The 24289-nt window shown below is 72.9% G+C and carries 28 protein-coding genes and 1 tRNA gene; 20 read left to right on the plus strand and 9 right to left on the minus strand.

The window, feature by feature from the left end; genetic code table 11:
* Positions 1–887, plus strand: an 887-nt coding sequence (locus tag FHP29_RS20760) for a molybdopterin-dependent oxidoreductase (RefSeq protein WP_158296663.1), incomplete at its 5' end; no start/stop codon positions are given.
* On the opposite strand, the gene FHP29_RS20765 is transcribed toward FHP29_RS20760, so the two are convergent.
* A complete protein-coding gene (locus tag FHP29_RS20765; protein WP_139624748.1) occupies positions 888–2096 on the minus strand; it encodes a peptidase C39 family protein in 1209 nt (402 codons plus the stop codon). It abuts the gene before it with no gap.
* A 103-nt stretch (positions 2097–2199) separates the two neighbouring features.
* Between FHP29_RS20765 and cysS the strand changes: the two genes are divergently transcribed.
* The 4 genes from cysS to FHP29_RS20785 all read left to right on the plus strand — a co-directional run bounded on the left by cysS (position 2200) and on the right by FHP29_RS20785 (position 6284).
* Positions 2200–3600: a cysteine--tRNA ligase gene (cysS, locus tag FHP29_RS20770; protein ID WP_139624749.1), complete on the plus strand. Its 1401-nt coding sequence runs from the start codon at positions 2200–2202 to the stop codon at positions 3598–3600.
* A complete protein-coding gene (rlmB, locus tag FHP29_RS20775; RefSeq protein ID WP_139624750.1) occupies positions 3600–4571 on the plus strand; it encodes a 23S rRNA (guanosine(2251)-2'-O)-methyltransferase RlmB in 972 nt (323 codons plus the stop codon). The genes cysS and rlmB overlap by 1 nt, the downstream gene beginning before the upstream one ends.
* The gene (locus FHP29_RS20780; protein ID WP_240044640.1) at positions 4568–6091 is read left to right on the plus strand and encodes a metallophosphoesterase family protein; all 1524 of its coding nucleotides are present in this window, start codon (positions 4568–4570) and stop codon (positions 6089–6091) included. The genes rlmB and FHP29_RS20780 overlap by 4 nt, the downstream gene beginning before the upstream one ends.
* A gap of 114 nt (positions 6092–6205) precedes the next feature.
* Positions 6206–6284: transfer RNA gene (locus FHP29_RS20785), tRNA-Gln, on the plus strand.
* A gap of 4 nt (positions 6285–6288) precedes the next feature.
* Here the strand turns inward: FHP29_RS20785 and FHP29_RS20790 are convergent.
* Complete coding sequence (locus FHP29_RS20790; protein ID WP_139624751.1) at positions 6289–7074, minus strand: hypothetical protein; 786 nt, start codon at positions 7072–7074, stop codon at positions 6289–6291.
* Between the two features lie 122 nt (positions 7075–7196).
* On the opposite strand from FHP29_RS20790, the gene glmU reads away from it, so the two are divergent.
* Both glmU and FHP29_RS20800 read left to right on the plus strand, forming a co-directional pair.
* On the plus strand, positions 7197–8687 hold the full coding sequence (gene glmU / locus FHP29_RS20795) for a bifunctional UDP-N-acetylglucosamine diphosphorylase/glucosamine-1-phosphate N-acetyltransferase GlmU (protein WP_139624752.1): 1491 nt from the start codon (positions 7197–7199) through the stop codon (positions 8685–8687).
* Positions 8688–8722: 35 nt separating this feature from the next.
* Entirely contained in the window at positions 8723–9703 is a 981-nt protein-coding gene (locus tag FHP29_RS20800) for a ribose-phosphate diphosphokinase (RefSeq protein ID WP_139624753.1), read from the plus strand.
* Between the two features lie 21 nt (positions 9704–9724).
* Here the strand turns inward: FHP29_RS20800 and FHP29_RS20805 are convergent, their stop codons facing one another.
* Both FHP29_RS20805 and FHP29_RS20810 read right to left on the minus strand, forming a co-directional pair.
* The gene (locus tag FHP29_RS20805) at positions 9725–10906 is read right to left on the minus strand and encodes an ATP-binding protein (protein WP_139624754.1); all 1182 of its coding nucleotides are present in this window, start codon (positions 10904–10906) and stop codon (positions 9725–9727) included.
* An 89-nt stretch (positions 10907–10995) separates the two neighbouring features.
* Positions 10996–11646 carry a maleylpyruvate isomerase family mycothiol-dependent enzyme gene (locus FHP29_RS20810; protein WP_139624755.1) on the minus strand — a complete coding sequence of 217 codons (651 nt, stop codon included), beginning with the start codon at positions 11644–11646 and terminating at the stop codon, positions 10996–10998.
* A 101-nt stretch (positions 11647–11747) separates the two neighbouring features.
* Here FHP29_RS20810 and FHP29_RS20815 point away from each other — a divergent pair, with 101 nt between their 5' ends.
* The 6 genes from FHP29_RS20815 to FHP29_RS20840 all read left to right on the plus strand — a co-directional run bounded on the left by FHP29_RS20815 (position 11748) and on the right by FHP29_RS20840 (position 15988).
* Positions 11748–12179, plus strand: coding sequence for a MarR family winged helix-turn-helix transcriptional regulator (locus FHP29_RS20815; RefSeq protein WP_139624756.1), 432 nt, complete (start codon positions 11748–11750; stop codon positions 12177–12179).
* Positions 12180–12390: 211 nt separating this feature from the next.
* Positions 12391–13044, plus strand: a complete 654-nt coding sequence (locus FHP29_RS20820) for a 50S ribosomal protein L25/general stress protein Ctc (protein WP_139624757.1) — start codon at positions 12391–12393, stop codon at positions 13042–13044.
* Between the two features lie 95 nt (positions 13045–13139).
* Positions 13140–13739 carry an aminoacyl-tRNA hydrolase gene (gene pth, locus FHP29_RS20825; RefSeq protein ID WP_139624758.1) on the plus strand — a complete coding sequence of 200 codons (600 nt, stop codon included), beginning with the start codon at positions 13140–13142 and terminating at the stop codon, positions 13737–13739.
* A 143-nt stretch (positions 13740–13882) separates the two neighbouring features.
* Positions 13883–14674: a 3'(2'),5'-bisphosphate nucleotidase CysQ gene (locus FHP29_RS20830; protein WP_139624759.1), complete on the plus strand. Its 792-nt coding sequence runs from the start codon at positions 13883–13885 to the stop codon at positions 14672–14674.
* Positions 14675–14689: 15 nt separating this feature from the next.
* Positions 14690–15541 (plus strand): hypothetical protein, encoded by an 852-nt coding sequence (locus FHP29_RS23165; protein WP_139624760.1) that lies wholly within the window; start codon positions 14690–14692, stop codon positions 15539–15541.
* Positions 15542–15592: 51 nt separating this feature from the next.
* Complete coding sequence (locus tag FHP29_RS20840) at positions 15593–15988, plus strand: VOC family protein (RefSeq protein WP_139624761.1); 396 nt, start codon at positions 15593–15595, stop codon at positions 15986–15988.
* Positions 15989–15997: 9 nt separating this feature from the next.
* Here the strand turns inward: FHP29_RS20840 and FHP29_RS20845 are convergent, their stop codons facing one another.
* On the minus strand, positions 15998–16615 hold the full coding sequence (locus tag FHP29_RS20845) for an alpha-ketoglutarate-dependent dioxygenase AlkB (protein ID WP_139624762.1): 618 nt from the start codon (positions 16613–16615) through the stop codon (positions 15998–16000).
* Positions 16616–16750: 135 nt separating this feature from the next.
* Between FHP29_RS20845 and FHP29_RS20850 the strand changes: the two genes are divergently transcribed.
* Complete coding sequence (locus FHP29_RS20850; protein ID WP_139624763.1) at positions 16751–17440, plus strand: GntR family transcriptional regulator; 690 nt, start codon at positions 16751–16753, stop codon at positions 17438–17440.
* Between the two features lie 85 nt (positions 17441–17525).
* On the opposite strand, the gene FHP29_RS20855 is transcribed toward FHP29_RS20850, so the two are convergent.
* Positions 17526–17909, minus strand: coding sequence for a hypothetical protein (locus FHP29_RS20855; protein WP_139624764.1), 384 nt, complete (start codon positions 17907–17909; stop codon positions 17526–17528).
* Between the two features lie 95 nt (positions 17910–18004).
* On the opposite strand from FHP29_RS20855, the gene FHP29_RS20860 reads away from it, so the two are divergent.
* The 3 genes from FHP29_RS20860 to FHP29_RS20870 all read left to right on the plus strand — a co-directional run bounded on the left by FHP29_RS20860 (position 18005) and on the right by FHP29_RS20870 (position 19886).
* On the plus strand, positions 18005–18337 hold the full coding sequence (locus FHP29_RS20860) for a hypothetical protein (RefSeq protein WP_139624765.1): 333 nt from the start codon (positions 18005–18007) through the stop codon (positions 18335–18337).
* Positions 18337–19083: a hypothetical protein gene (locus FHP29_RS20865; protein WP_139624766.1), complete on the plus strand. Its 747-nt coding sequence runs from the start codon at positions 18337–18339 to the stop codon at positions 19081–19083. Before FHP29_RS20860 ends, FHP29_RS20865 begins: the two co-directional genes overlap by 1 nt.
* Positions 19084–19223: 140 nt before the next feature.
* On the plus strand, positions 19224–19886 hold the full coding sequence (locus FHP29_RS20870; protein ID WP_139624767.1) for an FMN-dependent NADH-azoreductase: 663 nt from the start codon (positions 19224–19226) through the stop codon (positions 19884–19886).
* Positions 19887–19903: 17 nt separating this feature from the next.
* Here FHP29_RS20870 and FHP29_RS20875 read toward each other — a convergent pair whose 3' ends face one another.
* The 3 genes from FHP29_RS20875 to FHP29_RS20885 form a co-directional block, all read right to left on the minus strand.
* Complete coding sequence (locus FHP29_RS20875; RefSeq protein ID WP_139624768.1) at positions 19904–20527, minus strand: HD domain-containing protein; 624 nt, start codon at positions 20525–20527, stop codon at positions 19904–19906.
* Between the two features lie 129 nt (positions 20528–20656).
* Positions 20657–21139 (minus strand): GNAT family N-acetyltransferase, encoded by a 483-nt coding sequence (locus FHP29_RS20880; protein ID WP_139624769.1) that lies wholly within the window; start codon positions 21137–21139, stop codon positions 20657–20659.
* Between the two features lie 7 nt (positions 21140–21146).
* The gene (locus tag FHP29_RS20885; RefSeq protein ID WP_139624770.1) at positions 21147–22499 is read right to left on the minus strand and encodes a TrpB-like pyridoxal phosphate-dependent enzyme; all 1353 of its coding nucleotides are present in this window, start codon (positions 22497–22499) and stop codon (positions 21147–21149) included.
* A gap of 108 nt (positions 22500–22607) precedes the next feature.
* Here FHP29_RS20885 and FHP29_RS20890 point away from each other — a divergent pair, with 108 nt between their 5' ends.
* The 3 genes from FHP29_RS20890 to FHP29_RS21935 all read left to right on the plus strand — a co-directional run.
* Positions 22608–23345 (plus strand): hypothetical protein, encoded by a 738-nt coding sequence (locus tag FHP29_RS20890; protein WP_139624771.1) that lies wholly within the window; start codon positions 22608–22610, stop codon positions 23343–23345.
* An 88-nt stretch (positions 23346–23433) separates the two neighbouring features.
* Complete coding sequence (locus FHP29_RS20895; protein WP_139624772.1) at positions 23434–23736, plus strand: chorismate mutase; 303 nt, start codon at positions 23434–23436, stop codon at positions 23734–23736.
* A gap of 155 nt (positions 23737–23891) precedes the next feature.
* Positions 23892–24289, plus strand: a 398-nt coding sequence (locus tag FHP29_RS21935) for a hypothetical protein (protein WP_205014305.1), incomplete at its 3' end; no start/stop codon positions are given.

The raw sequence follows: 24289 nt of genomic DNA on the forward strand, positions 1-24289 counted from the left end.
AGGGCGTCTCCTCGTGGCAGACCGCGAACGAGGGCTTCTATCTGATCGACACGGCCATCATCAAGCCGACCATCGCGCCCGCCGACTGGGAGTTGCGGATCCACGGCATGGTCGAGCGCGAGATCCGGCTCACCTACGCCGACCTCGTCCGGCGCGAGATCACCCAGGACTGGATCACGCTCAACTGCGTGTCCAACGAGGTCGGCGGCGACCTGGTCGGCAACGCGTGGTGGAGCGGCACGCGCCTGGCCGCGATCCTCGCCGAGGCCGGCCCGAAGGAGGGCGCCGACGCGGTCCTGCAGACCTCGGAGGACGGCTGGACCTGCGGCACCCCGCTCGCCGTCCTCATGGACGACCGCAACGCGATGCTGGCCGTGGCGATGAACGGCGAGCCGCTGCCGATCGAGCACGGGTTCCCGGTGCGCACGATCGTGCCGGGGCTCTACGGCTACGTGTCCGCGTGCAAGTGGGTCGTCGACATGGAGGTGACCCGGTTCGAGGACATCACCGCCTACTGGACCGACAAGGGCTGGTCCGAGCAGGGCCCGGTGAAGATCGCCTCGAAGATCGAGGTCCCCGGCGACGGCGCCGACGTGCCGGCCGGTGAGGTCGTGTGCGCCGGCGTCGCCTGGCTCCAGCACACCGGGATCTCCGCCGTCGAGGTCCAGGTCGACGGCGGCCGCTGGCAGCCCGCCACCCTCGCGGCGACGCCCAACGCCGACACCTGGGTCCAGTGGCGGCTGGCCCTCGACCTCCCCGCGGGCGAGCACCGGCTGCGCGTGCGCGCGATCGACGCGGAGGGCCGCACGCAGACCGGCGCGATCGCGGACGTCGTACCCGACGGCGCCACCGGCTGGCACACGATCAGCGTGACGGCGTCGGCCTGATCACCAGTTGCCGCCGGGCGCCGCGGGCAGCGGGTGGGCGGCGTCGTGCACGACATAGGCCATGCCGCCCGAGGCCCGCAGCCAGATCCGCTCGAGCTGGGCGCGGGCATAGACCCGGCGGACCCCGGCGGCGTCGGCCGCGGCGGGGTCGTTGACGATCACGTCGCCGGTCGCGGTGAACCCGACGATGACGAGCAGGTGGCCGTTGGACGCGGAGATCGGGGCTCCGCCGAGCTCGCCCGCGGTGAAGGCGATCGAGACGACCGGCGGGATGCCGGCCGCGACGAGGAGCTCCGCGTCGGTGAGATCGCGCAGCCGGGTCACGAACGCCTCGCCGGCGGGTCCCAGCCGGCGGGCGGCGAAGGCCGTGTTGAAGGGCCAGTTCCCGGTGCCGTCGTAGGCGTGGTCGTACGTCGCCCGCGCGGCCGCGTCGACCCACGGGTCGCGATGCCCGGCCGGGACCCAGCGGTAGGAGCCGGCGCCCGGGAGCCTGCCGAAGTAGCCGAGCACCATGGACGTCGAGGTCGGGGAGCACCACGCCTCGCCGCCGCCGCCCCACTGCGGGTAGTGGCCGTTGTGCACCATCTGCGAGTAGCGCGGCACCGCCAGCTCCACGTCGTGCGCGACACCGGGCGCCGAGACCGGGCCGACGGCCGCGGGCAGCCGGGAGGTCATCACCGTCGCCAGGTCGACCCGCGGCGCCTTGCGCCCCGGCTCCCGGTAGGTCGTGACCCGGATCCGGTACGACGCCAGCCCGGCCGTCCTCCAGGTGTCGGTCGCGACCCGGGTGCCGTCGTCGGTCTGCGGGCCGCCGGAGCGGCGGCGGACGACCTTGTCCTTGGCGGCCCAGCGGGCCAGCGTGTCCCAGGACGTGCGGGCGCCGGCGGCCGAGCGGCCGCGGACCTCGACCTCGATCCAGCTCGAGCCGGGCGTGCGGGCCGACCACGAGGCGATCAGCTCCGTGAAGTCCATGCCCGGGGTCGTCCAGCGGCTCTTCCACCGCGCGGCGGCATACGTCCTGGAGTGCTTCCGGCGGGTGCCGGCCTGCTTCCAGGCGCCGGGGGCGAACCGGTCCAGGTGCACCTGGCGGTCGGAGGCTGCTGTGGCAGGCACGGCCTCGGCGGACGGGCCGACGACCGCGATCGCGCTGAGGAGACAGGCCGTCGCGGCGAGGTGGGACAGGACGCAGAGGGGGAAGGACCGGCGCACCGCCTCACGGTACGTCACACCGGTCACTTGCGTAACACCGTCGCCGCGCGGCCGCCCGAGCGACGATGCGAGCCGGACCCGCGCGGATCCCTAGACTGGCCGGGTGACCATCCGGCTCTACGACACCGCGACCCGCGAAGTGCGTGACTTCGTGCCCCTGCGTGAGGGCAAGGCGGGGCTGTACGTCTGTGGGCTCACGGTGCAGAGCGAGCCCCACGTGGGTCACGTCCGCTCCGCGGTGAACTTCGACGTCCTCCAGCGCTGGCTGCGCCACCGCGGCTACGAGGTCACCTTCATCCGCAACATCACCGACATCGACGACAAGATCCTGTCGAAGTCGGCCGAGCAGGGCCGCCCCTGGTACAACCTCGCCTACGCGATGAGGATCGAGCTCGACAAGGCGTACGCCGCGCTCAACGTCGCCCCGCCGACCTACGAGCCCGCCGCCACCGGCCACGTGCCGGAGATGATCGAGCTCATCGAGCGGCTGATCGAGCGCGGACACGCCTACCCGGCCGCCGACGGCTCCGGCGACGTCTACTTCGACGTCCGGTCCTGGCCGTCGTACGGCGAGCTCACCCACCAGGGCGTCGACGACATGGAGCCCGCGGCCGACGCGGACCCCCGCGGCAAGCGGGATCCACGCGACTTCGCGCTGTGGAAGGGCCGCAAGGACTCCGAGCCCGAGACCGCGTCCTGGCCCAGCCCGTGGGGGCGCGGTCGCCCCGGCTGGCACATCGAGTGCTCCGCGATGGCCGGCAAGTATCTCGGCGACGCCTTCGACATCCACGGCGGCGGCGTCGACCTGCGCTTCCCCCACCACGAGAACGAGCAGGCCCAGTCGCGTGCCGCCGGGGGCGCCTTCGCGTCGTACTGGATGCACAACGCGTGGATCACCACGGCCGGCGAGAAGATGAGCAAGTCGCTCGGCAACACCCTGAGCATCCCCTCGATCCTGGAGCGCTACCGGGGCGCCGAGCTGCGCTTCTACGTCGTGGCGGCGCACTACCGCTCCCACGTCGAGTTCTCGTTCGACGCCCTCGACGAGGCAGCCGTCGGCTACCGGCGCATCGAGGCGTTCCTCGAGCGGGTCGGTCCCGCCGCCGGCGGCGAGTGGCCGATCCCGGAGGCGTTCGCGGCGGCGATGGACGACGACCTCGGTACGCCGGCGGCCGTCGCCGTCCTCTACGACACGGTGCGCGAGGGCAACCGGCGGCTCGCGGAAGGCGACGACGTGAGCGAGCAGGCCGCGTTCGTCAACGGCATGCTCGACGTCCTCGGCGTGCACCCCGCCGACCCGGCCTGGGCCGGCAGCGGCGCCTCCGGCACCGAGGAGCGGCTCAGCGCCGCGGTCGACGCCCTCGTGGCGGGCCTGCTCGAGGAGCGCGCCCAGGCCCGCGCCGACAAGGACTGGGCCCGTGCCGACACGATCCGCGACCGGATCAAGGCCGCCGGCATCGACGTCACCGACACCCCTGATGGACCTACCTGGAGCGTGAACTGATGGCAGGCAACTCGAGCCGCAAGGGCGCGATCCGCAAGTCGAGCAAGAGGCCGCAGGTCGGCTCGGGCGGGCAGGTCCGTCGCGGGCTCGCCGGGAAGGGCCCGACGCCGAAGGCGACCGAGCGGGAGTACCACAAGGCGCACAAGATCGCCGAGGCCAAGAAGCGCGCGGAGGCCCGGAAGGGCGGCCGCGGCGGCCCCAGGCGCAAGAGCGGCGGCGACGAGTGGATCGCCGGGCGCAACCCGGTCGTCGAGGCGCTGCGCGAGCGCGTGCCGGTGACGTCGGTCTACGTCGCCGAGGGCGCCGAGCGCGACGGCCGGCTGCGCGAGGTCTTCCGCCTCGCCGCCGAGCACGGGATCGGCCTCCTCGAGGTCAGCCGCGGCGAGCTGGACCGCCTCACCGACGGCGCCGTCCACCAGGGGCTCGCCGCGCGCATCCCGGCGTACGAGTACGCCCACCCCGACGACCTGCTCGACGCCGCCGACGAGGCGGGCGAGAAGGCGCTCGTCGTGATGCTCGACTCGATCACCGACCCCCGCAACCTCGGCGCCATCGTGCGCAGCGCCGCGGGCTTCGGCGCCCACGGCGTCGTCATCCCGGAGCGGCGCGCCGCCTCGATGACCGCGGCCGCGTGGAAGACCTCGGCCGGTGCCGCCGCGCGCTGCCCGGTCGCGCAGACGGTCAACCTGACCCGGCAGATCAAGGCCTACCAGGAGGCGGGCTGCTTCGTGATCGGCCTCGCGGCCGACGGCGACCTCACCCTGCCCGAGCTCACGGCCGACGCCGACCTGGTCGGCGGCCCGCTGGTGCTCGTGGTCGGCTCGGAGGGCGAGGGCCTGTCCCGCCTGGTCGCCGAGACCTGTGACCGCCTGATGTCGATCCCGATGGCCGGTGTGCTCGAGTCGCTCAACGCCGGCGTCGCTGCGTCGGTGACGCTGTACGCCGTCGCGGAGGCCCGCGCTCGCGGGTGACCCGCCTGGTCCGCCGCATGCCGGTCCGCCGCGTCCTCAAGGTCCTCGCCTACGTGGGGACCTGGCTGATCCTGTCCGCGGCCATCGCGGCCGCGATCTTCGTGCACAGCGAGCGGACCGTGGAGATCGCCAGCCACGAGGCGGTCCTCAGCCCGGACTTCTCGGGCGAGGTCGTCGCTCGCATGGGCCCGGTGCTGCCGGACCTGCGGATGCCGTCGGGCTCGCGGATCGGCGTCCAGGTCGAGCTCGGGAAGACCGACGCGGCCACGCTCGAGGAGCTGACCAGCCGCTACGCCGCGATCGCGTCCCAGCCGGAGGGCCAGATCGCCGTGGCCGAGCGGGTGGTCACCGCCATGGCGTCCGCCGCCCTCGTGCAGGGCGCCGTGCTCGGGGCGCTGCCTCTCCTCGTGTGGGGCCTCGTCGGTGGCGCCCGGCGCCGTGAGCTGTACGCCGCCCTCCGCACCCGCCGCGGCATCGCGGCCGGGGGCCTGGCGCTCGTCCTCGTCGTGGCAGCGGTCGTGCCCTACGGCTGGGGACGCAGCGAGCCGCCGGACGAGCACTGGATCCCGCTCGCCGCCTTCCTCGGCCCGCAGGTGCCGCTGCCCGACGAGCTGGACGCCGTGGAGGTGATGACCGACGCCACGACGGCCCAGTCGCGGCGGCTGATCGAGAGCGGGATCAGCAGCTACGACGAGAGCCTGCGGTTCTATTCCCGGGCCGCGGAGAGCGCCGCCGATCTCGATCTGCGCCAGCCGGAGGAGGGCGAGACGGTCGCGCTCCTGGTCTCCGACCGGCACGACAACGTCGGCATGGACAAGGTGGCGCGGGCGATCGCGAAGGCCGGGGGCGCCACAGCCGTCCTCGACGCGGGCGACGACACCTCGACCGGCAGCCGATGGGAGGCGTTCTCGCTCGACTCCCTCGCGGCGAGCTTCAAGGACTTCGACGGCGGCCGCTGGGCGGTCGCCGGCAACCACGACAACGGCGGCTTCGTGCGCGACCACCTCGAGGACCTCGGCTGGACCTACTTCGACGACGAGGTGGTCGACGGCCCCGGCGGCACCCGGATCCTCGGCATCGACGACCCGCGCTCCAGCGGTCTCGGCGACTGGCGCGACCAGACCGGGTTGAGCTTCAGCGAGGTCGCCGACCTGCTCGCCGAGGCGGCCTGCGCCGCCGACGAGGAGGGCGACCGGGTCGACACGCTGCTCGTGCACGACGCCAACATCGCCAAGCCGGCCCTCGAGCGCGGCTGCGTCGACCTCGTCCTGGGCGGGCACGTGCACGTGCAGACCGGCCCCACCGCCGTCACCGCCGAGGACGGTCGCGTCGGCTACACCTACACCCTCGGCACGACCGGCGGTGCGGCGTACGCCATCGCCATCGGCAGCAAGCTGCGCCGCCCGGCGAGCATCGGCCTGGTCACCTATCGCGACGGGCGGCCGGCCGGCATCCAGTCGATCACCCTCCAGCCCAACGGCAGGTTCGAGGTCGACCCGTGGGTGGCGCTGACCTACTGAGCGGCCCGTTCGTCAGGTACGACGAGGCGGCCCTACGCTGTTCCCCGCAATCCCCGGTTGGTCTGCCGGGCCGAGGCGCTGCCCCGCCGGGCGGGCCCTAGGCTTGGGCTGCTTTCCCCAGTTGGTCTGCCGGCAGGGCCCGCCTGACTTTGAATCAGGACAAGCGACGTAGGTTCGACTCCTACCTGGGGAGCTCATCAGAGGTCGGTGACCCACCACGGTGCGTCGGGTCGGGTCCGGAGCGCGACGACCCTCATCAGTGCGCCGCGGTGCAGGACCCGTCCCTCCCAGGTCGTCGGAATGCCGCTGCTCAGGTCGACCGGGTCGACCTGAGGGCTGATCGTCAGGTTCTCGGTCCTGCCGACGGGCGTGCGGGGATCGTCGGACTCCACCACGCGCAGCGGAAGGTTCAGGGCGCCGCCCTCCCGGGTGCGGTGGGGCTCGGCGTCGAGGGTCGCCCGGTCGAGGGCGAGCACGATCCGCGGCGCGTTCGCGACGTCGGTACGGCGCAGCCGCCCGGCTCTGCGGAAGGAGCCGGTGGCGATCGTGCCGAAGAGCAGGCTCGCGGCGGCGAGAGCGCCGACGACGACACCGTCGGCGACGTCGATGCCCGACGGGTCGTCGACGGAGAGGGCGCCGTCGTCCTTCGTGCGCCAGACCTCGGCCGTGTCGCCGACCTCGAGGTCCTCGCTGTCGAGCCGCCCGCTCCGGCCGTCGGCCGCGGTCACCTCGACATGCCGCACGTCGACCCGGTGGCGGGAGCGGCGCGAGCCCCGGCGCTCACGGTGGCTGCCGACCGCGGTCACCGTCACGGTGACCCGCTCCGCGGCGTCCTCGGTCACCGTCCGGACCCCGAGCGTGACGCCGACGACGAGGCAGCCGACGGCGATCAGCAGCGTCACGACGGCGATCAGGAGACTGGTGCGGGCGATCCGCGCGACGGGGCTGGTCGGGACGGGCGGGTTCGGCGTGGGAGAGGGCACCGCCCCAGCATCCCGCGAGGCGTCCCCCGACCCGAAAACGGGACGCGGCGGTCACTGGGCGGTGCGACAACCGGTCCCGGCTGCCGGCTGCAACCCCGCGGTGACGTCCTAGTGTGGTCGCCGTGAGCGACCTGACCGTGATCGTCCTCGCCGCCGGGGGCGGCACCCGCATGAAGTCGAAGACGCCGAAGGTGCTGCATCGCATCGGCGGACGCTCGATGATCGGCCACGTCCTGGCAGCGGTGGGCGCGCTCGAGCCGGCCCGGGTGGTCACCGTGATCGGACACCAGCGCGAGCTGGTCGGGCCCCACGTCAGCGAGCTGCGGCCGGAGGCGGTGCTCGCCGTCCAGGACGAACAGCTCGGCACCGGACACGCCGTCCGCGTGGCCCTGGACGCGCTGGCGGATGCTCCGCGCGAGGGCACCGTGCTGGTGGCGTACGGCGACACGCCCCTTCTGGAGGGCGCCACCCTGCGGGCGTTCACCGAGGCGCACCGGGCGGCCGGGGCGGCGGTGAGCATCCTCAGCGGGATCGTTCCCGAGCCGTTCGGGTACGGCCGCATCGTGCGCGACGGGGACGGTGTCGTCCAGGCGATCGTCGAGGAGAAGGACGCCTCCGACGCCGAGCGGGCGATCACCGAGATCAACTCCGGCATCCTCGCCTTCGACGCCGCCTTCCTCCTCGACGCCGTCGGCCGCATCGGCAACGACAACGCGAAGGGGGAGTACTACCTCACCGACGCCGTCGGCCTGGCTCGCGAGGCCGGTCTCGTCGTCACCGCCCACCCGGTCGACGACGCGCTGCAGACCGAGGGGGCCAACGACCGCGCCCAGCTGGCCGACCTCGGCCGCGAGCTCAACCGCCGCATCGTGACCCGCTGGATGCGCGAGGGCGTGAGCGTGATGGACCCGGCGACGACCTGGATCGACGCCGACGTGGTCCTGGCCCCGGACGTCACCATCCTGCCGGGCACCCAGCTGCTCGGCGCCACCGTCGTGGCCGAGGACGCTGTGGTCGGTCCCGACACGACGCTCGAGGACTGCGAGATCGGCGCCGGCGCGCGCGTCGTCCGCACCCACGGGCAGCTCGCCGTCATCGGCGCCGGCGCGTCCGTCGGGCCGTTCGCCTACCTCCGTCCCGGGACGCAGCTCGGTGCCGACGGCAAGATCGGCACCTTCGTCGAGACCAAGAACGCGGCCATCGGCGAGGGAGCCAAGGTCCCGCACCTGTCGTATGTCGGCGACGCCGAGATCGGCGAGGGCACCAACATCGGCGCCGGCACCATCTTCGCCAACTACGACGGCGTCGCGAAGCACCGCACGACCGTCGGACGGCAGGCGAGGACCGGCTCCAACAACACCTTCGTCGCCCCCGTCACGATCGGCGACGGCGCCTCGACCGGCGGTGGGACCGTCGTACGGCGCAACGTGCCGCCCGGCGCGCTCGCCGTCAGCACCTCCCCCCAGCGCAACCTCGAGGGCTGGGTGGTCTCGCGGCGCGCCGGGACCGCGCAGGCCGCCGCCGCGGAGGCGGCGCTGGCGCCGGCCGCGGGTGAACAGTCCGAAAACGGACGCGAACTTGGGGGCGACCCCGCCGAGCGGGCAGAATCCTAGGCATCAGCAGCGACGACCCAGGGGGAGTCACGTACGTGAGCGGTCTGAAGCGGACGACCGAGAAGAACCTGATGGTCTTCTCCGGACGGGCACACCCGGAGCTCGCGGACGAGGTGGCGCAGATCCTCGACCAGGCGCTCGTTCCCACCTCGGCGTACGAGTTCGCCAACGGCGAGATCTACGTCCGCTACGAGGAGTCCGTCCGCGGCTGCGACGCGTTCGTGATCCAGAGCCACACCACTCCGATCAACGAGTGGATCATGGAGCACCTGATCATGGTCGACGCGCTCAAGCGCGCCTCCGCGAAGCGGATCACCGTGGTCATGCCGTTCTGGGGCTACAGCCGCCAGGACAAGAAGCACCGCGGTCGCGAGCCGATCTCGGCCCGGCTGATGGCCGACATGTTCAAGTCCGCCGGCGCCGACCGGATCATCACCGTCGACCTGCACGCCGACCAGCTGCAGGGCTTCTTCGACGGGCCGGTCGACCACCTGATGGCGCTGCCGGTCCTGACCGACTACATCAAGGAGAAGTACGGCGACCAGCGCCTCGCCGTGGTCTCGCCCGACGCCGGCCGGATCAAGGTCGCCGAGCGGTGGTCCGCCCGCCTCGACGGCGCGCCGCTGGCGTTCATCCACAAGTCGCGACGCACCGATGTCGCCAACGAGGTCGTGGCCAACCGGGTCGTCGGCGACGTCAAGGACCGCATCTGCGTGCTGACCGACGACATGATCGACACCGGCGGCACGATCGTGAAGGCCGCCGAGGCGCTGATGGCCGAGGGTGCGGCCGGTGTCGTGATCGCCGCCACCCACGCGATCCTCTCCGACCCGGCCGTCGACCGGCTGAAGAACTGCTCGGCCACCGAGGTCGTCATCACCAACACGCTCCCGGTGCCGCCCGAGAAGCAGTTCGACAAGCTCACCACCCTGTCGATCGCGCCGCTCGTGGCCCGGGCCATCCGCGAGGTCTTCGAGGACGGTTCGGTCACGAGCATGTTCGACGGGCACGCGTAGGCGCTGCGCGCCCGGCGGCCGTCATGCGTCGTCGAGCCCCCTCACGTACGCCGCGAACCCGGGGAGGGTGAAGCGGACCAGGCCGTGCCCGACCGGCTCGATCACGCCTTTCTCGATCAGTCGCTCGCGGGGGACGCTGATCGCGCGGGAGTCGACGCCCATGCCGGCGGCGATGGCGGCGCGGGTGACGTTGGCGTCGCCGGCCGCGGCCATCGCGGCGAGGAAGCGCTGCTCGAGTCGGGTCGCCGCGCCCCAGCGGGCGCGGTGCATCGCGGTGAGCTGGTCGCGGGCCACGGGCAGGCCGCGCTTGACGTGCGTCAGCGTCAGGCGCGCGCCGGCGGCGGGGTCGGCGGCGTCCCACGTGGTGCTGCCGAGCAGCTGCAGGAGGTAGGGGTAGCCGCGCGACTCGGCGACGATCGCGTCGAGCGCGGCCGGGGTCCAGCCGACGCCCTCGGCCTCCGCCGGGGCGACGAGGGCAGCCCGGGCGTCGATCTCGGAGAGCACGTCGAGGGAGATGAAGGTGCTGCGCTCCCCGAAGGTCGCGGCCCGGGTGAGCGCCTCCGGTGTGACGGGCAGGCCAGCCGCGACCGCGGCGAACGGGTTCTCGGTGCGCTCGCCGTCGAGGTTCTGCAGGGTGTTGAGCAGGACGGACATGTCGTCGGGCGAGGCGGTGTGCAGCTCGTCGAGGAGGAGCAGGAGGCCCGCTCCTCCGTGCTCGCGCACCGCCGTGGCGGCGTCGTGCAGGAGCGACTCCAGGACGCCGATGGCGGCATGCGGGGCAGGGGGCGCCTCCGTCGACTGCCTGCGGGCGACCTGGGCCTGCACCTTCGCGCCCGGTACGCCGACCTCGACGGTGAGCCGCTCGAGCTGACCGCGCCACCGCTGTCCGGCCGCCCCCGACGGCACGGCGTCGGCCCGCTCCAGCGCCCGTCCGACGCTGTGGGCGATCTCGGGCAGGACCGGACGCTGCCGGGAGCAGGCGACCCAGGCGGTCACGAACCCGGACTCCACCGCCCGCCGCTGCCCGGCCCGGAGCAGCGAGGTCTTCCCGATGCCGCGCGGCGCGTGGAAGACGAGCAGCGGCCCACCGAGCTCGCCGTACGTCGCGACGCGGGCGAGGAGGCCCTCGATCCGGCGCATCTCCACGGCCCGGCCCGCGAGGATCCGCGGCACCTGGCCGGGGGTGTACGGATTCCTGCGCATGGGACCTCCGGCTGCTGATACCTCTTTATACTTCGGCCGAGTATAAAGACGTATCGAGCGCGGTGGAACGGCCCCGGCGCAGGTGGTTCTCAGGTGGTGACGTCGTGACCGGACCGCCTCGCCGCAGCGAGCCCGTCCCCGCTCACCAGGCTCGGGTCGGGGGTGCGCCCCGAGATGAGCATCAGCAACTCCTGGATCGGCCCGGTGATCGCCGGGCCCCTGCCGCGGTCCCAGTCGATGTCGGTGGCGACCAGCCGAACGCTGCGCACCAGCCTGCCGGTGCCCATGAGCGGCGCCAGGCGGCGTACCCGGTCGGCGGCGACGGCCGCGGCCTCCGGTGCTATGGCACGCTGCCGGCCGAGCGGCCGAGCGATGTCCTGGTGGTGGAGGAGCGCGTCGATCAGCGGCTCGACCGAGGTGGTGGTCGGCACGTGGTGGGTGCTGGTGGCGTACTTCTCGTAGTCGCCCAGGATGCTCTCCCGCGTCTCGCGGGCGCTGAGCCGCTTCACCTCGCGGAAGATCATCGTGTTGTAGCCGCGGCCGAAGTTGCGCGCCATCATCCCGGGCATCGCGGCCCAGCCGATCTGGGGCGTCGAGATCACATGGGCGGCGACGTCGTGGACGGTCCAGCCCGGGCACAGGGTCGGATGCCGCCACTGGTCCTCGTCGAGCCCGGCCAGGAGCTCGGCGAGTGCCGCGCGCTCGGCATGGATGTGGCGCCACAGCTCGGCCTTGTCCATCGCTCTCTCCTCCGGATCGATCGGTCGCTCATCGGCTAGACTGACCTCAATAGTCAGTCTTACTGACCAAATCCGTCAAGCCCTGTCGCCCAGGAGTCCGCATGGCCGATCCCCATCCCGCCCTGTTGATGTTCATCGGCGCCCGGTACGTCGAGCAGCGCGTCTCCGAGGCCGTCCTCGCCGCGGGCTACGACGACCTGACCCCGGCCATGGCGCGGGCCGCCGCCCGCCTGCGGGACGACGGGATCCGGGTGACCGAGATCGCCGAGCAGGCACGGATCACCAAGCAGAGCGCCAGCGTCCTCGTCGACCTGCTCGAGCGCGCGTCGTACGTCGAGCGGGTCCCCGACCCCGCCGACGCCCGGGCGCGGCTCGTCGTCCTGGCGCCGCGAGGGCGCGAGGTGCAGAAGGTCGCGCGGCGCGTCGAGCGAGCCATCGAGCGCGAGTGGACCCGCCACCTCGGCGCCGAGCGGATGGCCGCGTTCAAGGCGGCCCTCACGGACCTGCGGGAGATCACCGACCCGTACCGGTGACGATTTCGCCCGGCTCGTCGCGCCCGGGTAGTCTTCTGCGGTTGCCTCGGCGAGGGAGCTCCCGCTTCTGTGACTCCGTGATCGACTGGGCCGGTACGTCTCACGACGCCGCGCGCCTGCCGGTCATCGGGCCAGGGAAGCGCGGCGTCTCCCTTTGTCCGGGGGCCGACACCCGAGGACCACCCGACAGAGACGACCGAGGAGTCATCCCATGAGCAGCGAGAAGATCACCGCCGAGATCCGCACCGAGTTCGGCAAGGGCGCCGCGCGCCGCATCCGCCGCGAGCACAAGATCCCCGCGGTCGTCTACGGCCACGGCAACGACCCGATCCACCTGACCCTGCCGGGTCACGAGACCATGATGGCGATCAAGCACGGCGGCGCGAACGCGCTGCTCGAGATCGACGTCGACGGCACCTCGCACCTCGCCCTGACCAAGCAGGTCCAGGTCGACCCCGTGCGCCGGGTCCTCGAGCACGTCGACTTCGTCGCGGTCAAGCGCGGCGAGAAGGTCACCGTCGACGTCCCGGTCCACATCGTCGGCGAGGCCGCCTCGGAGACCCTGGTCGTCACCGAGAACACCACCCTCCAGGTCGAGGCCGAGGCCACCCACATCCCCGAGCAGTTCGAGGTGAGCATCGAGGGCGCCGAGGCCGGCACCCAGTTCCTCGCCGGGCAGGTCGAGCTCCCGTCGGGCACCACGCTGCTCACCGACCCCGAGACGCTCGTCGTCAACGTGACCGCGGCCCAGACCGCCGAGGCCGCCGAGGCGGAGCTCGAGCAGGCCGAGGCCGAGGCCGGCATCGAGAAGGACGAGCCGGAGGCCGCCGAGGGCGAGGCTGCTGAGGGCGGCGACTCCGAGTGATCGGTCGGCTCAGGTGGTTCCTGGGCCGCTTGATCTCCCCGGCGCGGATGCCCGCGCCGGGGAGCCCCGCCGTACCCGATGCCGAGGAGAGCGACATGGCCGACGCGAGCGCTGACGTCTGGCTCGTCGTGGGCCTCGGCAACCCGGGCCCGTCGTACGCCGGGCACCGGCACAACATCGGCCACCTGGTGGTCGACGAGCTCGCCCGGCGCATGGGCAGCGGCTTCCGCGCCCACAAGTCCGGCCGGGCCGACGTCGTCGAGGGCAGACTGGGGGCCCCCGGCGCCGACGCACCGCGGGTGGTGCTGGCCAAGGCCCGCTCGTACATGAACGAGTCGGGCGGACCCGTCAAGGCGCTCGCGACCTTCTACAAGGTCCCCGCGGAGCGGGTCGTCGCGATCCACGACGAGCTCGACATCGACTTCGGCACCCTGCGGGTCAAGAAGGGTGGCGGCGACAACGGCCACAACGGCCTGAAGTCCATGCGCTCCTCCCTCGGCACCGGCGAGTTCTACCGCGTGCGCGCCGGCATCGGCCGGCCGCCCGGCCGCCAGGACGTCGCCGACTTCGTGCTCTCCAACTACTCGACCAAGGAGCGCAAGGAGCTCCCCTTCCAGGTCGACACCGCCGCAGACGCCGTCGAGTCCCTCATCGCCGACGGCCTCGAGAAGACCCAGTCCCGCTTCAACCGTTGAGTTGCCGCTTCCTCACCCTTGAGTTGCCACAGTCGACAGTCCCGCCCGCGCTCGGTCGGGGCTGCGCCGGCAACTCGACGGTGAGAAAGCGGCAACTCAAGGGTGAGAAGGCGGCAACTCAACCGGGCCACTACGCTGACGGGGTGACTTTCGAGCCTGGCACCCCCGCTCCCGAGGTCGTCGCGGACGACCACCTGCTCGCGGCCTGGCTGGCCGAGGAGGCCGGTCGCCGACTGCTGGAGGTCCGCGCGGAGGGCCTGGAGGGCAAGGAGCTCAAGGACGCCGGCGACCGCGCCGCGCACCTGCTGCTGATGGAGCTCCTGGCGACCTACCGGCCCGGCGACGCGGTGCTCTCGGAGGAGGCGCTGGAGAGCGCGGCCGACAAGGACGCCCGGCTCACCGCGTCGAAGGTGTGGATCGTCGACCCGCTGGACGGCACCCGAGAGTTCTCCGAGCCGCCGCGCGACGACTGGGCCGTGCACGTCGCGGTGTGGCAGGACGGCCAGCTCGTCGCCGGTGCCGTCGCCCAGCCGGCCCTGGGGGAGACCTTCAACACCGGTACGCCGCCGGTCGTGCCGGAGCGCACCTCCCAGCGGCCGCGCATCGCGGTGTCCCGGACCCGTCCCCCCGCCTTCGTCGAGGCGCTCGCGGCGGAGCTCGACGCCGAGCTGGTCCCGATGGGCTCGGCCGGTGTGAAGATGATGTCGGTGGTGCGCGACGTCGCCGACGCCTACGTCCACGCGGGCGGGCAGTACGAGTGGGACTCCGCCGCGCCGGTCGCGGTCGCCCGGGCCGCGGGCCTGTTCACCTCGCGCGTCGACGGCAGCGAGCTGGTCTACAACCAGGCCGACGTCTACCTGCCCGACGTGATCGTGTGCCGGCCCGAGCTGTCGGAGAAGATCCTGTCCTTCATCGCCGCGAACGGCACCGACTGATCGTGAAGCAGCGCGATGGCTGAGGCAGACACCGAGGAGCCCCGCACCAAGATCGACTGGCCCGCCGCCATCGCCGGCGCCGGGGCCGCGGTCACCGTCGCCGTCCTGCTCTCCACGCTCGGCGCGGCCGGCACCCTGATCGGGGCTGCGCTCGGCAGCGTCATCGCGACGGTCAGCTCCGCGCTCTACAAGCAGGGCATCGAGTCCAGCCGACGGCGGGTGAGCGACCTGCAGGAAGTCGTCCTGCAGCGGGTGAGCCTCGCCGAGCAGAGCCTGAACCGCGCGGCCGAGCGCTCCGACGGCGAGGCCACCGACCGCGAGGTCGCCCGCGCGCAGCGTCACCTCGACGCCGTCAGCGACGACCTGGCCGAGGGCCTGGCCGAGGGCCGGGCAGACGACGGGGCCGACGAGCCGGGGGAGGACCGCCGGACGGCGACCGACCAGGGCGAGGCGACGCCGTTGCGCTGGTCGACCCTGCCGTGGAAGCGGATCGCCCTGCTCACCGCCGCGGTGTTCCTGCTCGCGCTGCTGGTGATCAGCGCGATCGAGCTGATCGCCGGCAAGAGCGTCTCGACCATCACCGGCGGCACCGACGGGGACGATCGCACATCCATCGGCGGCGTGTTCGACGACGGCAGCAGCACCGGCGACGACCGACGCGAGCCGACGCCGGTCGAGAACACCCCGACGCCGACTCCTACGCCGACGCCCACCGAGTCCCCCTCCTCGCAGGCGCCCGTGCAGAGCGACAGCCCGACCCCCAGCGAGACCGCGACCCCGTCGCCGACCGAGACCGTCACGGTCACCGAGACCGCGACGCCGACACCGACCCCCACCCCGGCGCCCACCGTCGCGCCGACCCCCTGACGCCACCGAAACCGGTTGCCCGCGACGGACCGCGCCGCGAGGGTGGGGACCATGACGTCGTATGTCTCCCACACCACCGTCGACTGCGCCGACGCGTTCGCGCTCTCCGAGTGGTGGAAGCAGGTCCTCGGCTATGCCGACCTCCCCGACGACCCCAACGAGCCCGGGCACGAGGAGTGCATGATCCGCGACCCGGACTCGGGTCACCAGGTGCTGTTCATCGAGGTCCCGGACCGCAAGAGCGCCAAGAACCGGCTGCACTTCGACCTGCGTCCCCGCAGTGGCACCCGCGACGAGGAGGTCGAGCGACTGCTGGAGTACGGCGCCACGCAGGTCGCCGACCACCGCGGGATCCACGGCGCCGGCACCGGGTGGGTCGTGCTGGCCGACCCCGAGGGCAACGAGTTCTGCATCCTGCGCTCGGACGCGGAGCTCGCCGAGGGCTGAGGGACCCGCTCAGAAGACGTTGAGCGGCCGGAACTGCACGGAGATCCGCGGGCCCGCCGCGGCGACCTTGGGGACGGCGTGCTCCCACGTGCGCTGGCACGAGCCGCCCATCACGACCAGGTCGCCGTGGCCCATCTCCACGGCGAACGCCTCGTCACGTCGCTGCGGGTCTCGGGGGCGCAGGTGCAGGCGGCGCGGGTCGCCGACCGAGACGATCGCGACCATCGTGTCGTGCGTCGAGCCGCGCCCGATCGTGTCGCCGTGCCAGGCGACGCTGTCGCGACCGTCGCGGTAGTAGCAGCAGCCGGCCGTGCGGAAGGGCTCGCCGAGCTCCTCGGCGTACCGCTCGTCGAGCCGCTCCCGGGCCGCCGTCAGCGTCGGGTGGGGGAGCTCCTCGCCGATCATGTAGGTGAACACGAGGCGGGGTACGTCGACGACCCGGTCGTACATCGCGCGCCGCTCCGCGCGCCAGGGCACCTCGCGCACCAGCGTCGCGAGGACGTCGTCGGCGTCGGGCAGCCAGTCGCGCGCGACGTCGACCCACGCGCCCGCGCTCAGGTGTCGGCGCTCCGGGGAGACCTCGCACGCCGCGGCGTCGAACAGACTGGTCTGGAAGTCCACCGTCATGGACCGATGATAGCCCCGATTTTCGAACACGTGTTCGTATGACATGCGGACGGCAAAGTTTCGCTGGTTCCGCGGACGGCCCCGGGACGAAGTCCCTACTGTCGAAGCGCAGCGCGCCAGCACCAAGGGGGGTCGATGAGCCGCTCTCTCAAGCACGTGACGATCCGCGAGTACGTCCGCGACCTCGTCGCCGGCAGCGCGCCCGGCACCGTGGCTCCCTCGGAGCGCGACCTGGTCGACCGCTTCGGTGTGGCCCGGATGACCGTGCGCCAGGCGCTCGACGCGCTCGTCGGCGAGGGTGTCCTCGAGCGCGTGCCCGGCCGGGGCACCTTCGTCGCGGCCCCCCAGCGGACGCCGACGGGGGTGCTCGGCTTCACCGAGGAGATGGCCCGACGAGGGATGGTCGCCGAGGCCCGCACCCTCCTGGCGGAGCGGGTCCCGTCGGGCGAAGGGCTCGCGAGCGCGCTGCAGGTGACCCCGGGAGCGCCGCTCGTGCGCTGGCGACGGCTGCGGATGGCCGACGGCCGCCCGGTCTGCCTGTGCGAGACCTACCTGGTCGAGCGGCGCGTGCCCGGCCTGGCCGAGGCGCTCCCCGACAGCCTGTACGACGACCTCGCTCGCCGCGGCCTGCGGCCGACCTGGTCCGAGGACGTCCTCACCGCCTGCGCCGCCGCCGCCGAGGAGGCGCGCCTGCTCGAGGTGGCCGTCGGCGCTCCGGTCCTCCGCCACGACCGCCGCGCGTGCTCGGGCGAGATCGTGGTCGAGGTGTCGCGCACGGTCTACCGGGGCGACCACCACGCCGTCAGCCTGCTGCTGCGAGGCTGACTGCCCGCGTCCACCGGCGGTGGCCACGACCCGCCACCCCAGCGGCGCGCCCGCGCCTCGCGATCGCCCCGTGGGATGACGCTCGCTACGCCACCACCGTCGGACCCGGGCTGAGCCCCCCGAGCGTCGCGACCACCGTCCCGGACTCCTCGCACACCCAGGTCGGGTCGGGGCCGCCGAGATCGGGCTCGATGTGCAGGGCGTGCACCGGCGCGTCGTCGCAGCGGGTGCACACCGGCCACAGTCCCTCGCGGGCGTCCCGGCCGAACCGGTCGGCGAGTCCGTCCTGCACGTCCTGGGCGACGAGACCGGCGATGAACGGCGCCCCCTGGGGCCACTGGCCCAGCCACCAGCGTCGCTCCTCGCACGCGTCCTCGAGGAGGGTCACCGAGTCCGGCGTGCCGAGGCTGCGGGCCTGGAGGTCCGCCAGCACCTGCGCTCGGGCCCGGAAGATCACGCTGTCATCCACAGGTCCATTGTGCTCGGGTTTGGTGACGGACCCGTCCGGGGCATCGCAGCCCGCACCGCTCCCGATCCGCGGGAGCACACCGAGAGGGGACCGCCATGACCGTGTCCGCCGACGACCTGATCGCCGTCACCGCCTGGACCGATCTCGACGAGCTCGGCGAGGAGATGGACGAGCTCGCCGGCCAGATCGGCACGCTGACGTCGTACGCCCGCCGCTGGGTGTGCCAGCGCGCCGGCTTCGAGCCGAGCCCGCTGTGCCTGCTGCGTCCGCTGGCCGAGGTGATGGACCTCGTCGCCGACGGACTCGGCGCCCTGGAGAGCCTCGCGCTCGACGACTGGGCCGACCTGCGCCTCGGCGTCGCGCGCACCGCCCGCGACCTCCGGCTGCTCGACGAGGACGTCGCCGCACGCATGCCGGTGGTGGCGTGATGACGGCCCTGCCGCTGCACCTGCCCGAGCCCGCCCTCGGACCCGACCGGCTGCGTCACGACGCCGAGTTCCGCGCCCTCGACCGCACCTTCGACCGCATCCGCGACACCGTCAACCTCGGCATCGACGTGCTCAACGACCTCGGTGTCGGCCTGCGGCGGCTGCCTGAGGAGAGTCTCCAGGAGCTGGTCGTGCTGCCGCTCAGCGGCGACTACCGCCGGATCCGGCAGAACGCCGAGGCGATCGGGTACGTCGACGCGGCGATGGCGCGCTACGCCGGCAGCACGCTCCGGCTCGCCGTGGCCGCCGACCCCCGCTGGACCGGTGACGCGGCCGCGGCGTACCTCCTGCGGCTGGGGCGCCACGCCGCCGCGGCTCGGGGCGCCGGTGCGCTGCTCGCCCTCGCCGTGCCTGCCTTCGAGGAGGTGGCGAGGTTCGCCGAGCGGGTCGCGGTGGAGGTCGAGGAGCTGGTCGTCGAGCTGGTCGAGAGGGGCACCCGGCTGATGATGCGGCTGCTGGCGCGGGCCGCCGGTCCGGCCGGGTGGGCGGTGTTCGCCGCCGAGGTCGCCCTCGAGGGCCTCGACGCGATCGCCGACCTCGTCGACGACGCGCGTCGCCTCGTCGCGATCGTCGACCGCCTGCTGGAGATGAAGGGGGAGATGGTCGGGTGGGTCGAGGAGCAGGTCGACCGGCTGGCCCGGCTGCGCGAGGTCGCCGACGTGGCCCGCGCCGAGCTCGACGGGTGAGCATCCCGACTGGTCATTCCGGGGGATATCCGGCCGGCGGCGCTGGGCGCTACCGTCGAGAGGTCCCCCGGCTTCAGCGCACTCGGGGCTCTCGGGCTCTCAGGCCGGCGTGGTGTCCCCCCAGCGCCCGAAGGAGAACCATGAGCACCCGTCTGCTGCACATCGTCGCGACCCCGCGCGGCCTCGCGTCGCACACCGGCCGCGTGTCCACCGCCCTGATCGAGGAGCTGCACCAGCAGCACGACGATCTCGAGGTCACCACCCTCGACCTGTTCAGCGCCGACCTGCCCGCCGTCGCCGGCACGAACATCAAGTCGAAGTACGCGCTCATGACCGGCCAGCCCCTCGACGAGGCCGCGCGCTCCTCGTGGGAGGAGATCGAGCGCACGATCGAGGGCTTCCTCGCCGCCGACCTCTACGTCCTCAGCGTTCCGATGTGGAACTTCAGCATCCCCTACGCCCTGAAGTACTACATCGACGCCATCGTGCAGCCCGGCTACCTCTTCGGCTACGACGAGAACGGCGTGCCCTACGGCCTGGTCGAGGGGAGGCGGATGGTCTGCGTGACCTCGCGCGGCGGCGACTACTCGGGCCCGCCGATGGACGCCTTCGACCACATGGAGGGCTACCTCCGGGCGATCTTCGGCTTCGTCGGCATCACCGACGTGCAGTTCTTCAACGTCCAGCCCTGCGACGTCACGCCGGAGCTGCGCAACGCCGCGGCCCGCAAGGCGATCGCGGACGTCCGGGCGTGGGTCGCGGCCGGCGCCTGGGCCGCCCGGGAGCCGGTCACGCTCGGCTAGGCAGGCACGCGCCTGAGCTACCGACCGATCGCGGCGAGCTCGCGCGCGACGTTCTCCCGCGCCCGCTGCTCCCACCGGGCGCGCCCGTGCTCGGTGCGGAACAGCGCCGGCGTGTCCGTCAGGGAGCGCAGCACCTCGGCGCGCCCGGCGGCGAAGACGTCGTCGTCGAGGTGGGCGTACTCCGAGCGCACGGCCGCGACGTACTCGTCGTACCGCTCCCGCGCGGCGGCGAGGATGGACAGATCCGCATCGGACAGCGCGCACCCGTTGACGTCGTGCGGCTCCGGGCGGTGGTGCTCGGTGAGCCGGACCAGGCGCGCGACCTCGGCGACCGTCGCGGCGTCGGTGTGCGCGGGCAGCGCCTCCTCGGCCCAGGTCGCCGAGCGCTCCTCGGCGTCGCGCTCGCCGTCGTAGACCGCGTCGTGGAACCAGGCCGCCAACAGCACCGGCGTGCGGTCGTACGCCGCGCCGGAGTCGGCGAGCTCCTCGAGCCGCTGCAGCACCTCGGCGAGGTGGCGGGTGCCGTGATGGCCGCGGCTCGGCTCGGCGTACGCCGCCAACAGCTCCTCGCGCAACGCGTCGGCGCCGGTCAGCGGCCAGGGCAGGTCGGTCGCCGGGCGGGTGGGATGGTCGTCCTCCATCCCGGTATTCAAACCGACGGCCCTGACCGCTGTCACCGCCGGGTGGGTGCACCGGTCACACGTCGCTCCGCGCCGTGGGGGGTGCGGGCCGACGCCGGACGCTGGGCCGCGGGAGACGCGTTGCCCGCCTCACCGCGGCAGGGGCAGCCGCATCCACACGCTGTCCGGGCCGCCGAGCTCGTCCGCGGTGCGGTGGGTCTCGCGGAACCCGTGCCGCTCGTAGAACGCGCGGGCGCGGTCGTTGCCCGCCATGTGCGCCAGGCGGATCTCGCGGGCCCCTGCCCCCGGCCCGGCGACGACGGCCGCGAGCAGGGCCCCGCCGGCGCCGGTGCCCTGAGCGTCCGGGACGACGTACAGCTTCCAGATGTCGACGACGTCGCCCTCGACGGAGTACGACGCGACGCCGGTCACCTGCCCGTCCGACTCGGAGACGAGCACTCGACCGGCGGCGATCGCCTGCGCCATGTCCTCGGGCGACCACCACTCGGCGAGGCCGCGCCGGACGTACTCCTCGCCCGCGATCGCGGTGTAGGCGGCCGGCCAGGTCGCGTGGCCGACCGCCACCACGGCGTCCACGTCGGCCGGGGTCGCCGGCCGGACGGAGACGGTCATCGGGACCTCAGACCACCGGCACGTTGGCCAGCGCCTCGCTGAGCGCCTGGTCGGAGAGCGGGTCGTCCTCGAGCCGACCGCCGAGGAAGCTGTCGTAGGCGCCGAGCTCGAGCAGGCCGTGCCCGGACAGTCCGACCACGATCACCGGCGAGGTGCCCGCCTCGGTCGCCGCGAGCGCCTCACGACGCACCTGCGCCAGCGCGTGCGAGGACTCCGGCGCCGGGACGATGCCCTGGGTGCGGGCGAACTCCACGGCTGCCTCGAAGCACTCGCTCTGGTGCAGCGCGGCCGCCTCGATGAGACCCTCGTTGACCGCGTGCGACACCAGCGGCGCCATGCCGTGGTAGCGCAGGCCGCCGGCGTGGATCGGCGACGGGACGAAGTCGTGTCCGAGGGTGTGCATCTTCATCAGCGGGGTCAGGCCGGCGGTGTCGCCGAAGTCGTAGCGGTACTCGCCACGGGTGAGCGTGGGGCAGGAGCTCGGCTCGACCGCGAGGATGCGCGGGGCCTGGCTGCCCGCCAGCTTCTCCCGCAGGAACGGGAAGGCCAGGCCCGCGAAGTTGGATCCGCCACCGGCGCACCCGACGACCAGGTCGGCGCCGGACTCGCCGGCCTTCGCCAGCTGCAGCAGGGCCTCCTCGCCGATGACCGTCTGGTGCAGCAGGACGTGGTTGAGGACCGAGCCGAGCGCGTACTTGGCCGTGTCGTCCTGAGCCGCGACCTCGACCGCCTCGGAGATGGCGATGCCCAGCGAGCCGGGGTGGTCCTCGGGGAACGCCTTGCCCGACTCCGTGAGGCGGCTGGGCGAGCGGTGCACCTGGCCGCCGAAGACCTCGATGAGCGTGCGGCGCTGCGGCTTGGTGTCGTACGACGCCCCGACCTGCCACACCTCGCAGGTGACGCCGAAGAGGGCGGCGGCGTACGAGAGGGCCGTGCCCCACTGGCCGGCGCCGGTCTCGGTGGTGAGGCGGGTGATGCCGTTGATCTTGTTGTAGTAGACCTGCGGCACGGCCGTGTTGACCTTGTGCGAGCCGGCCGGCGAGACGCCCTCGTACTTGTAATAGATCCGGGCGCTGGTGCCGAGCCTCTCCTCCCAGCGGCGGGCCCGGTAGAGGGGGCTGGGGCGGTACTGGCGGTAGACGTCGAGCACCGGCTCCGGGATCTCGACGTACCTCTCGGCGCTGACCTCCTGCGCGATCAGCTCCGGCGGGAAGAGCGGCGCCAGGTCGTCCGGCCCGACGGGCTGGTGGGTGCCCGGGTGCAGCGGCGGCGGGGGAGGCGTCGGCAGGTCGGCGACGATGTTGTACCAATGCGTCGGCTGCTCGTCCGGCTCGAGGGTGTACATCACCTGGTCGCTCATGGCGGGGGGTCCTCTCGGTCTGGGGTCTGCTCGGATCCTAGGACGGGTCGATGCCGGTTGATGCCCGTCTCGTGTGTGCGACCGTCGGCGCGTGGGTAGGACGGCGCCATGTCGCGCACCCGCCTGGTCATCGGGCCCCTCCTCCTCGCCCTCGTCTCGTTCGTCGCCCTCGGGTCGGTGGCCGCCCCCGCCGAAGCGGCGACCGGCCAGTCCCGCGCCCGGATCTCGATCCACATCGAGAGCCCGACTTCGGAGCAGGAGGCGGCCGGGACGAAGCGGGAGGCAGGGACCCTCGACGTCGCCTACGGACAGACCGTCAAGATCTACGGCTTCACCGAGTCCTTCCACGACGGGGCGTGGTGGATGTCCACGATGGGTGGCAAGGCGTACGTCCAGCAACTGCAGCCCAACGGCACGTGGGCCGACGTGCGCGGTCCGTTCGGGAGCGCCGCGCACTTCGACGGCATCCCGACCACCCAGGGGACCTCCACCTACCGCGTCCGGTTCACCGGCGGCACCGTCAACGGGACCACCTATCCCGCAGCCTGGTCGACCATGGTCACCGTGGCCGTGCACCGCGTCGTCACCGTGACAGGCCCGCGACTGCGGGGCCGGTCGATCAGCGCCAAGCTGCACGTGAGTCCGGGCATGCCCAAGCAGAGGATCGTGATCAGGGCCTGGCGCAAGGGCAAGTGGCGCCGGTTCGACAAGGTGCGGCTCAACAGGTCGTCGGCGGTGCGGGTCCTGCTGCCTGCCTCGAACAAGGGCAAGAAGTACCTCATCGTGATGAAGGGCGACGCCCAGTTCGCACGCACTGAGTTCCCACTGACGATGAGCCTCAGCTGACCACGCTCGTCGCGGCCGCGGGGGTGATCCGCCTCGCCCAGCGGACGAGCGGAGTGCTTGCGCTGCCGGGTAGGGCAGGATTCAGGGTGTGAGTGCAGACGACGCCCGGGCCGAGCTCGACCGACTCCGGTCGAGCATCGACAACCTCGACGCCGCCCTCGTGCACCTGCTGGCCGAGCGGTTCAAGTGCACCGAGGCGGTCGGACGTCTCAAGGCACGGGCCTCGATGCCGCCGGCCGATCCCGCCCGCGAGGCCGTTCAGATCGCGCGGCTGCGGTCGATGGCGGAGAGCTCGGGTCTCGACCCGCACTTCGCCGAGAAGATCCTCAACGTGATCATCGCCGAGGTCATCCGCAACCACGAGCAGTTCGCCGAGGCCGAGGAGGCCTGAACCCGGGGGCCTTGTCCCACGCGTCACCGACGGGGCCGTCCGATCTCCACAGCCCCGCCGCCGCCGCGGCCTCTCCACAGACCCGGCGGAGCGTCCGCCCGACCTGTCGTCCCCGGACGCGAGTGTCGTTCGTCCCACGACGAACGGAGACACCGATGGCGGGAGACAGGTACGACGCGCGCGCGGCGCGCGAGGTGTGGCAGCGACTACTGTGGCGACCGATCGACTCCCGGCGGACCCCGACCGCCGAGGCCGATCGGTTGACCGCCTTCTCGTCGGCGATCGTCGACCCGATGGCCGAGCGGGTCCTGCTGCAGGCGGTCGCCTCGGCGTACGGCCTGGGCTGGCAGCCGGCCGAGGTGGTCCATGCGGTATCCCGCCGACTCGGTCGCGCCGGCGGCCGACTGATCGATCTCGCCGTCGTCGCCGACCACGACCGGCGCACGGGGGTCGTCGACCCGTGCTGGCAGGGCCAGGTGGATCGACTCTCGGCCCGCTCGGAGTCGACCCGGCGCGACTGGCTGCGCCAGTGGCGGCGACGCGACGCCGTCGA

Origin of the sequence: Nocardioides albidus (assembly GCF_006335005.1) — a bacterium.
Classification (GTDB): Bacteria; Actinomycetota; Actinomycetes; order Propionibacteriales; family Nocardioidaceae; genus Nocardioides; species Nocardioides albidus.

Excerpts from the sequence above, each read along its gene's own strand:
- rlmB (WP_139624750.1), top strand. The coding sequence starts at position 3,600 with ATGGCAGGCAACTCGAGCCGCAAGGGCGCGATCCGCAAGTCGAGCAAG.
- FHP29_RS20805 (WP_139624754.1), bottom strand. The coding sequence starts at position 10,906 with ATGCGCAGGAATCCGTACACCCCCGGCCAGGTGCCGCGGATCCTCGCG.
- FHP29_RS20810 (WP_139624755.1), bottom strand. The coding sequence starts at position 11,646 with ATGGACAAGGCCGAGCTGTGGCGCCACATCCATGCCGAGCGCGCGGCA.
- FHP29_RS20815 (WP_139624756.1), top strand. The coding sequence starts at position 11,748 with ATGGCCGATCCCCATCCCGCCCTGTTGATGTTCATCGGCGCCCGGTAC.
- FHP29_RS20820 (WP_139624757.1), top strand. The coding sequence starts at position 12,391 with ATGAGCAGCGAGAAGATCACCGCCGAGATCCGCACCGAGTTCGGCAAG.
- pth (WP_139624758.1), top strand. The coding sequence starts at position 13,140 with ATGGCCGACGCGAGCGCTGACGTCTGGCTCGTCGTGGGCCTCGGCAAC.
- FHP29_RS23165 (WP_139624760.1), top strand. The coding sequence starts at position 14,690 with ATGGCTGAGGCAGACACCGAGGAGCCCCGCACCAAGATCGACTGGCCC.
- FHP29_RS20840 (WP_139624761.1), top strand. The coding sequence starts at position 15,593 with ATGACGTCGTATGTCTCCCACACCACCGTCGACTGCGCCGACGCGTTC.
- FHP29_RS20845 (WP_139624762.1), bottom strand. The coding sequence starts at position 16,615 with ATGACGGTGGACTTCCAGACCAGTCTGTTCGACGCCGCGGCGTGCGAG.
- FHP29_RS20850 (WP_139624763.1), top strand. The coding sequence starts at position 16,751 with ATGAGCCGCTCTCTCAAGCACGTGACGATCCGCGAGTACGTCCGCGAC.
- FHP29_RS20860 (WP_139624765.1), top strand. The coding sequence starts at position 18,005 with ATGACCGTGTCCGCCGACGACCTGATCGCCGTCACCGCCTGGACCGAT.
- FHP29_RS20865 (WP_139624766.1), top strand. The coding sequence starts at position 18,337 with ATGACGGCCCTGCCGCTGCACCTGCCCGAGCCCGCCCTCGGACCCGAC.
- FHP29_RS20870 (WP_139624767.1), top strand. The coding sequence starts at position 19,224 with ATGAGCACCCGTCTGCTGCACATCGTCGCGACCCCGCGCGGCCTCGCG.
- FHP29_RS20875 (WP_139624768.1), bottom strand. The coding sequence starts at position 20,527 with ATGGAGGACGACCATCCCACCCGCCCGGCGACCGACCTGCCCTGGCCG.
- FHP29_RS20880 (WP_139624769.1), bottom strand. The coding sequence starts at position 21,139 with ATGACCGTCTCCGTCCGGCCGGCGACCCCGGCCGACGTGGACGCCGTG.
- FHP29_RS20885 (WP_139624770.1), bottom strand. The coding sequence starts at position 22,499 with ATGAGCGACCAGGTGATGTACACCCTCGAGCCGGACGAGCAGCCGACG.
- FHP29_RS20890 (WP_139624771.1), top strand. The coding sequence starts at position 22,608 with ATGTCGCGCACCCGCCTGGTCATCGGGCCCCTCCTCCTCGCCCTCGTC.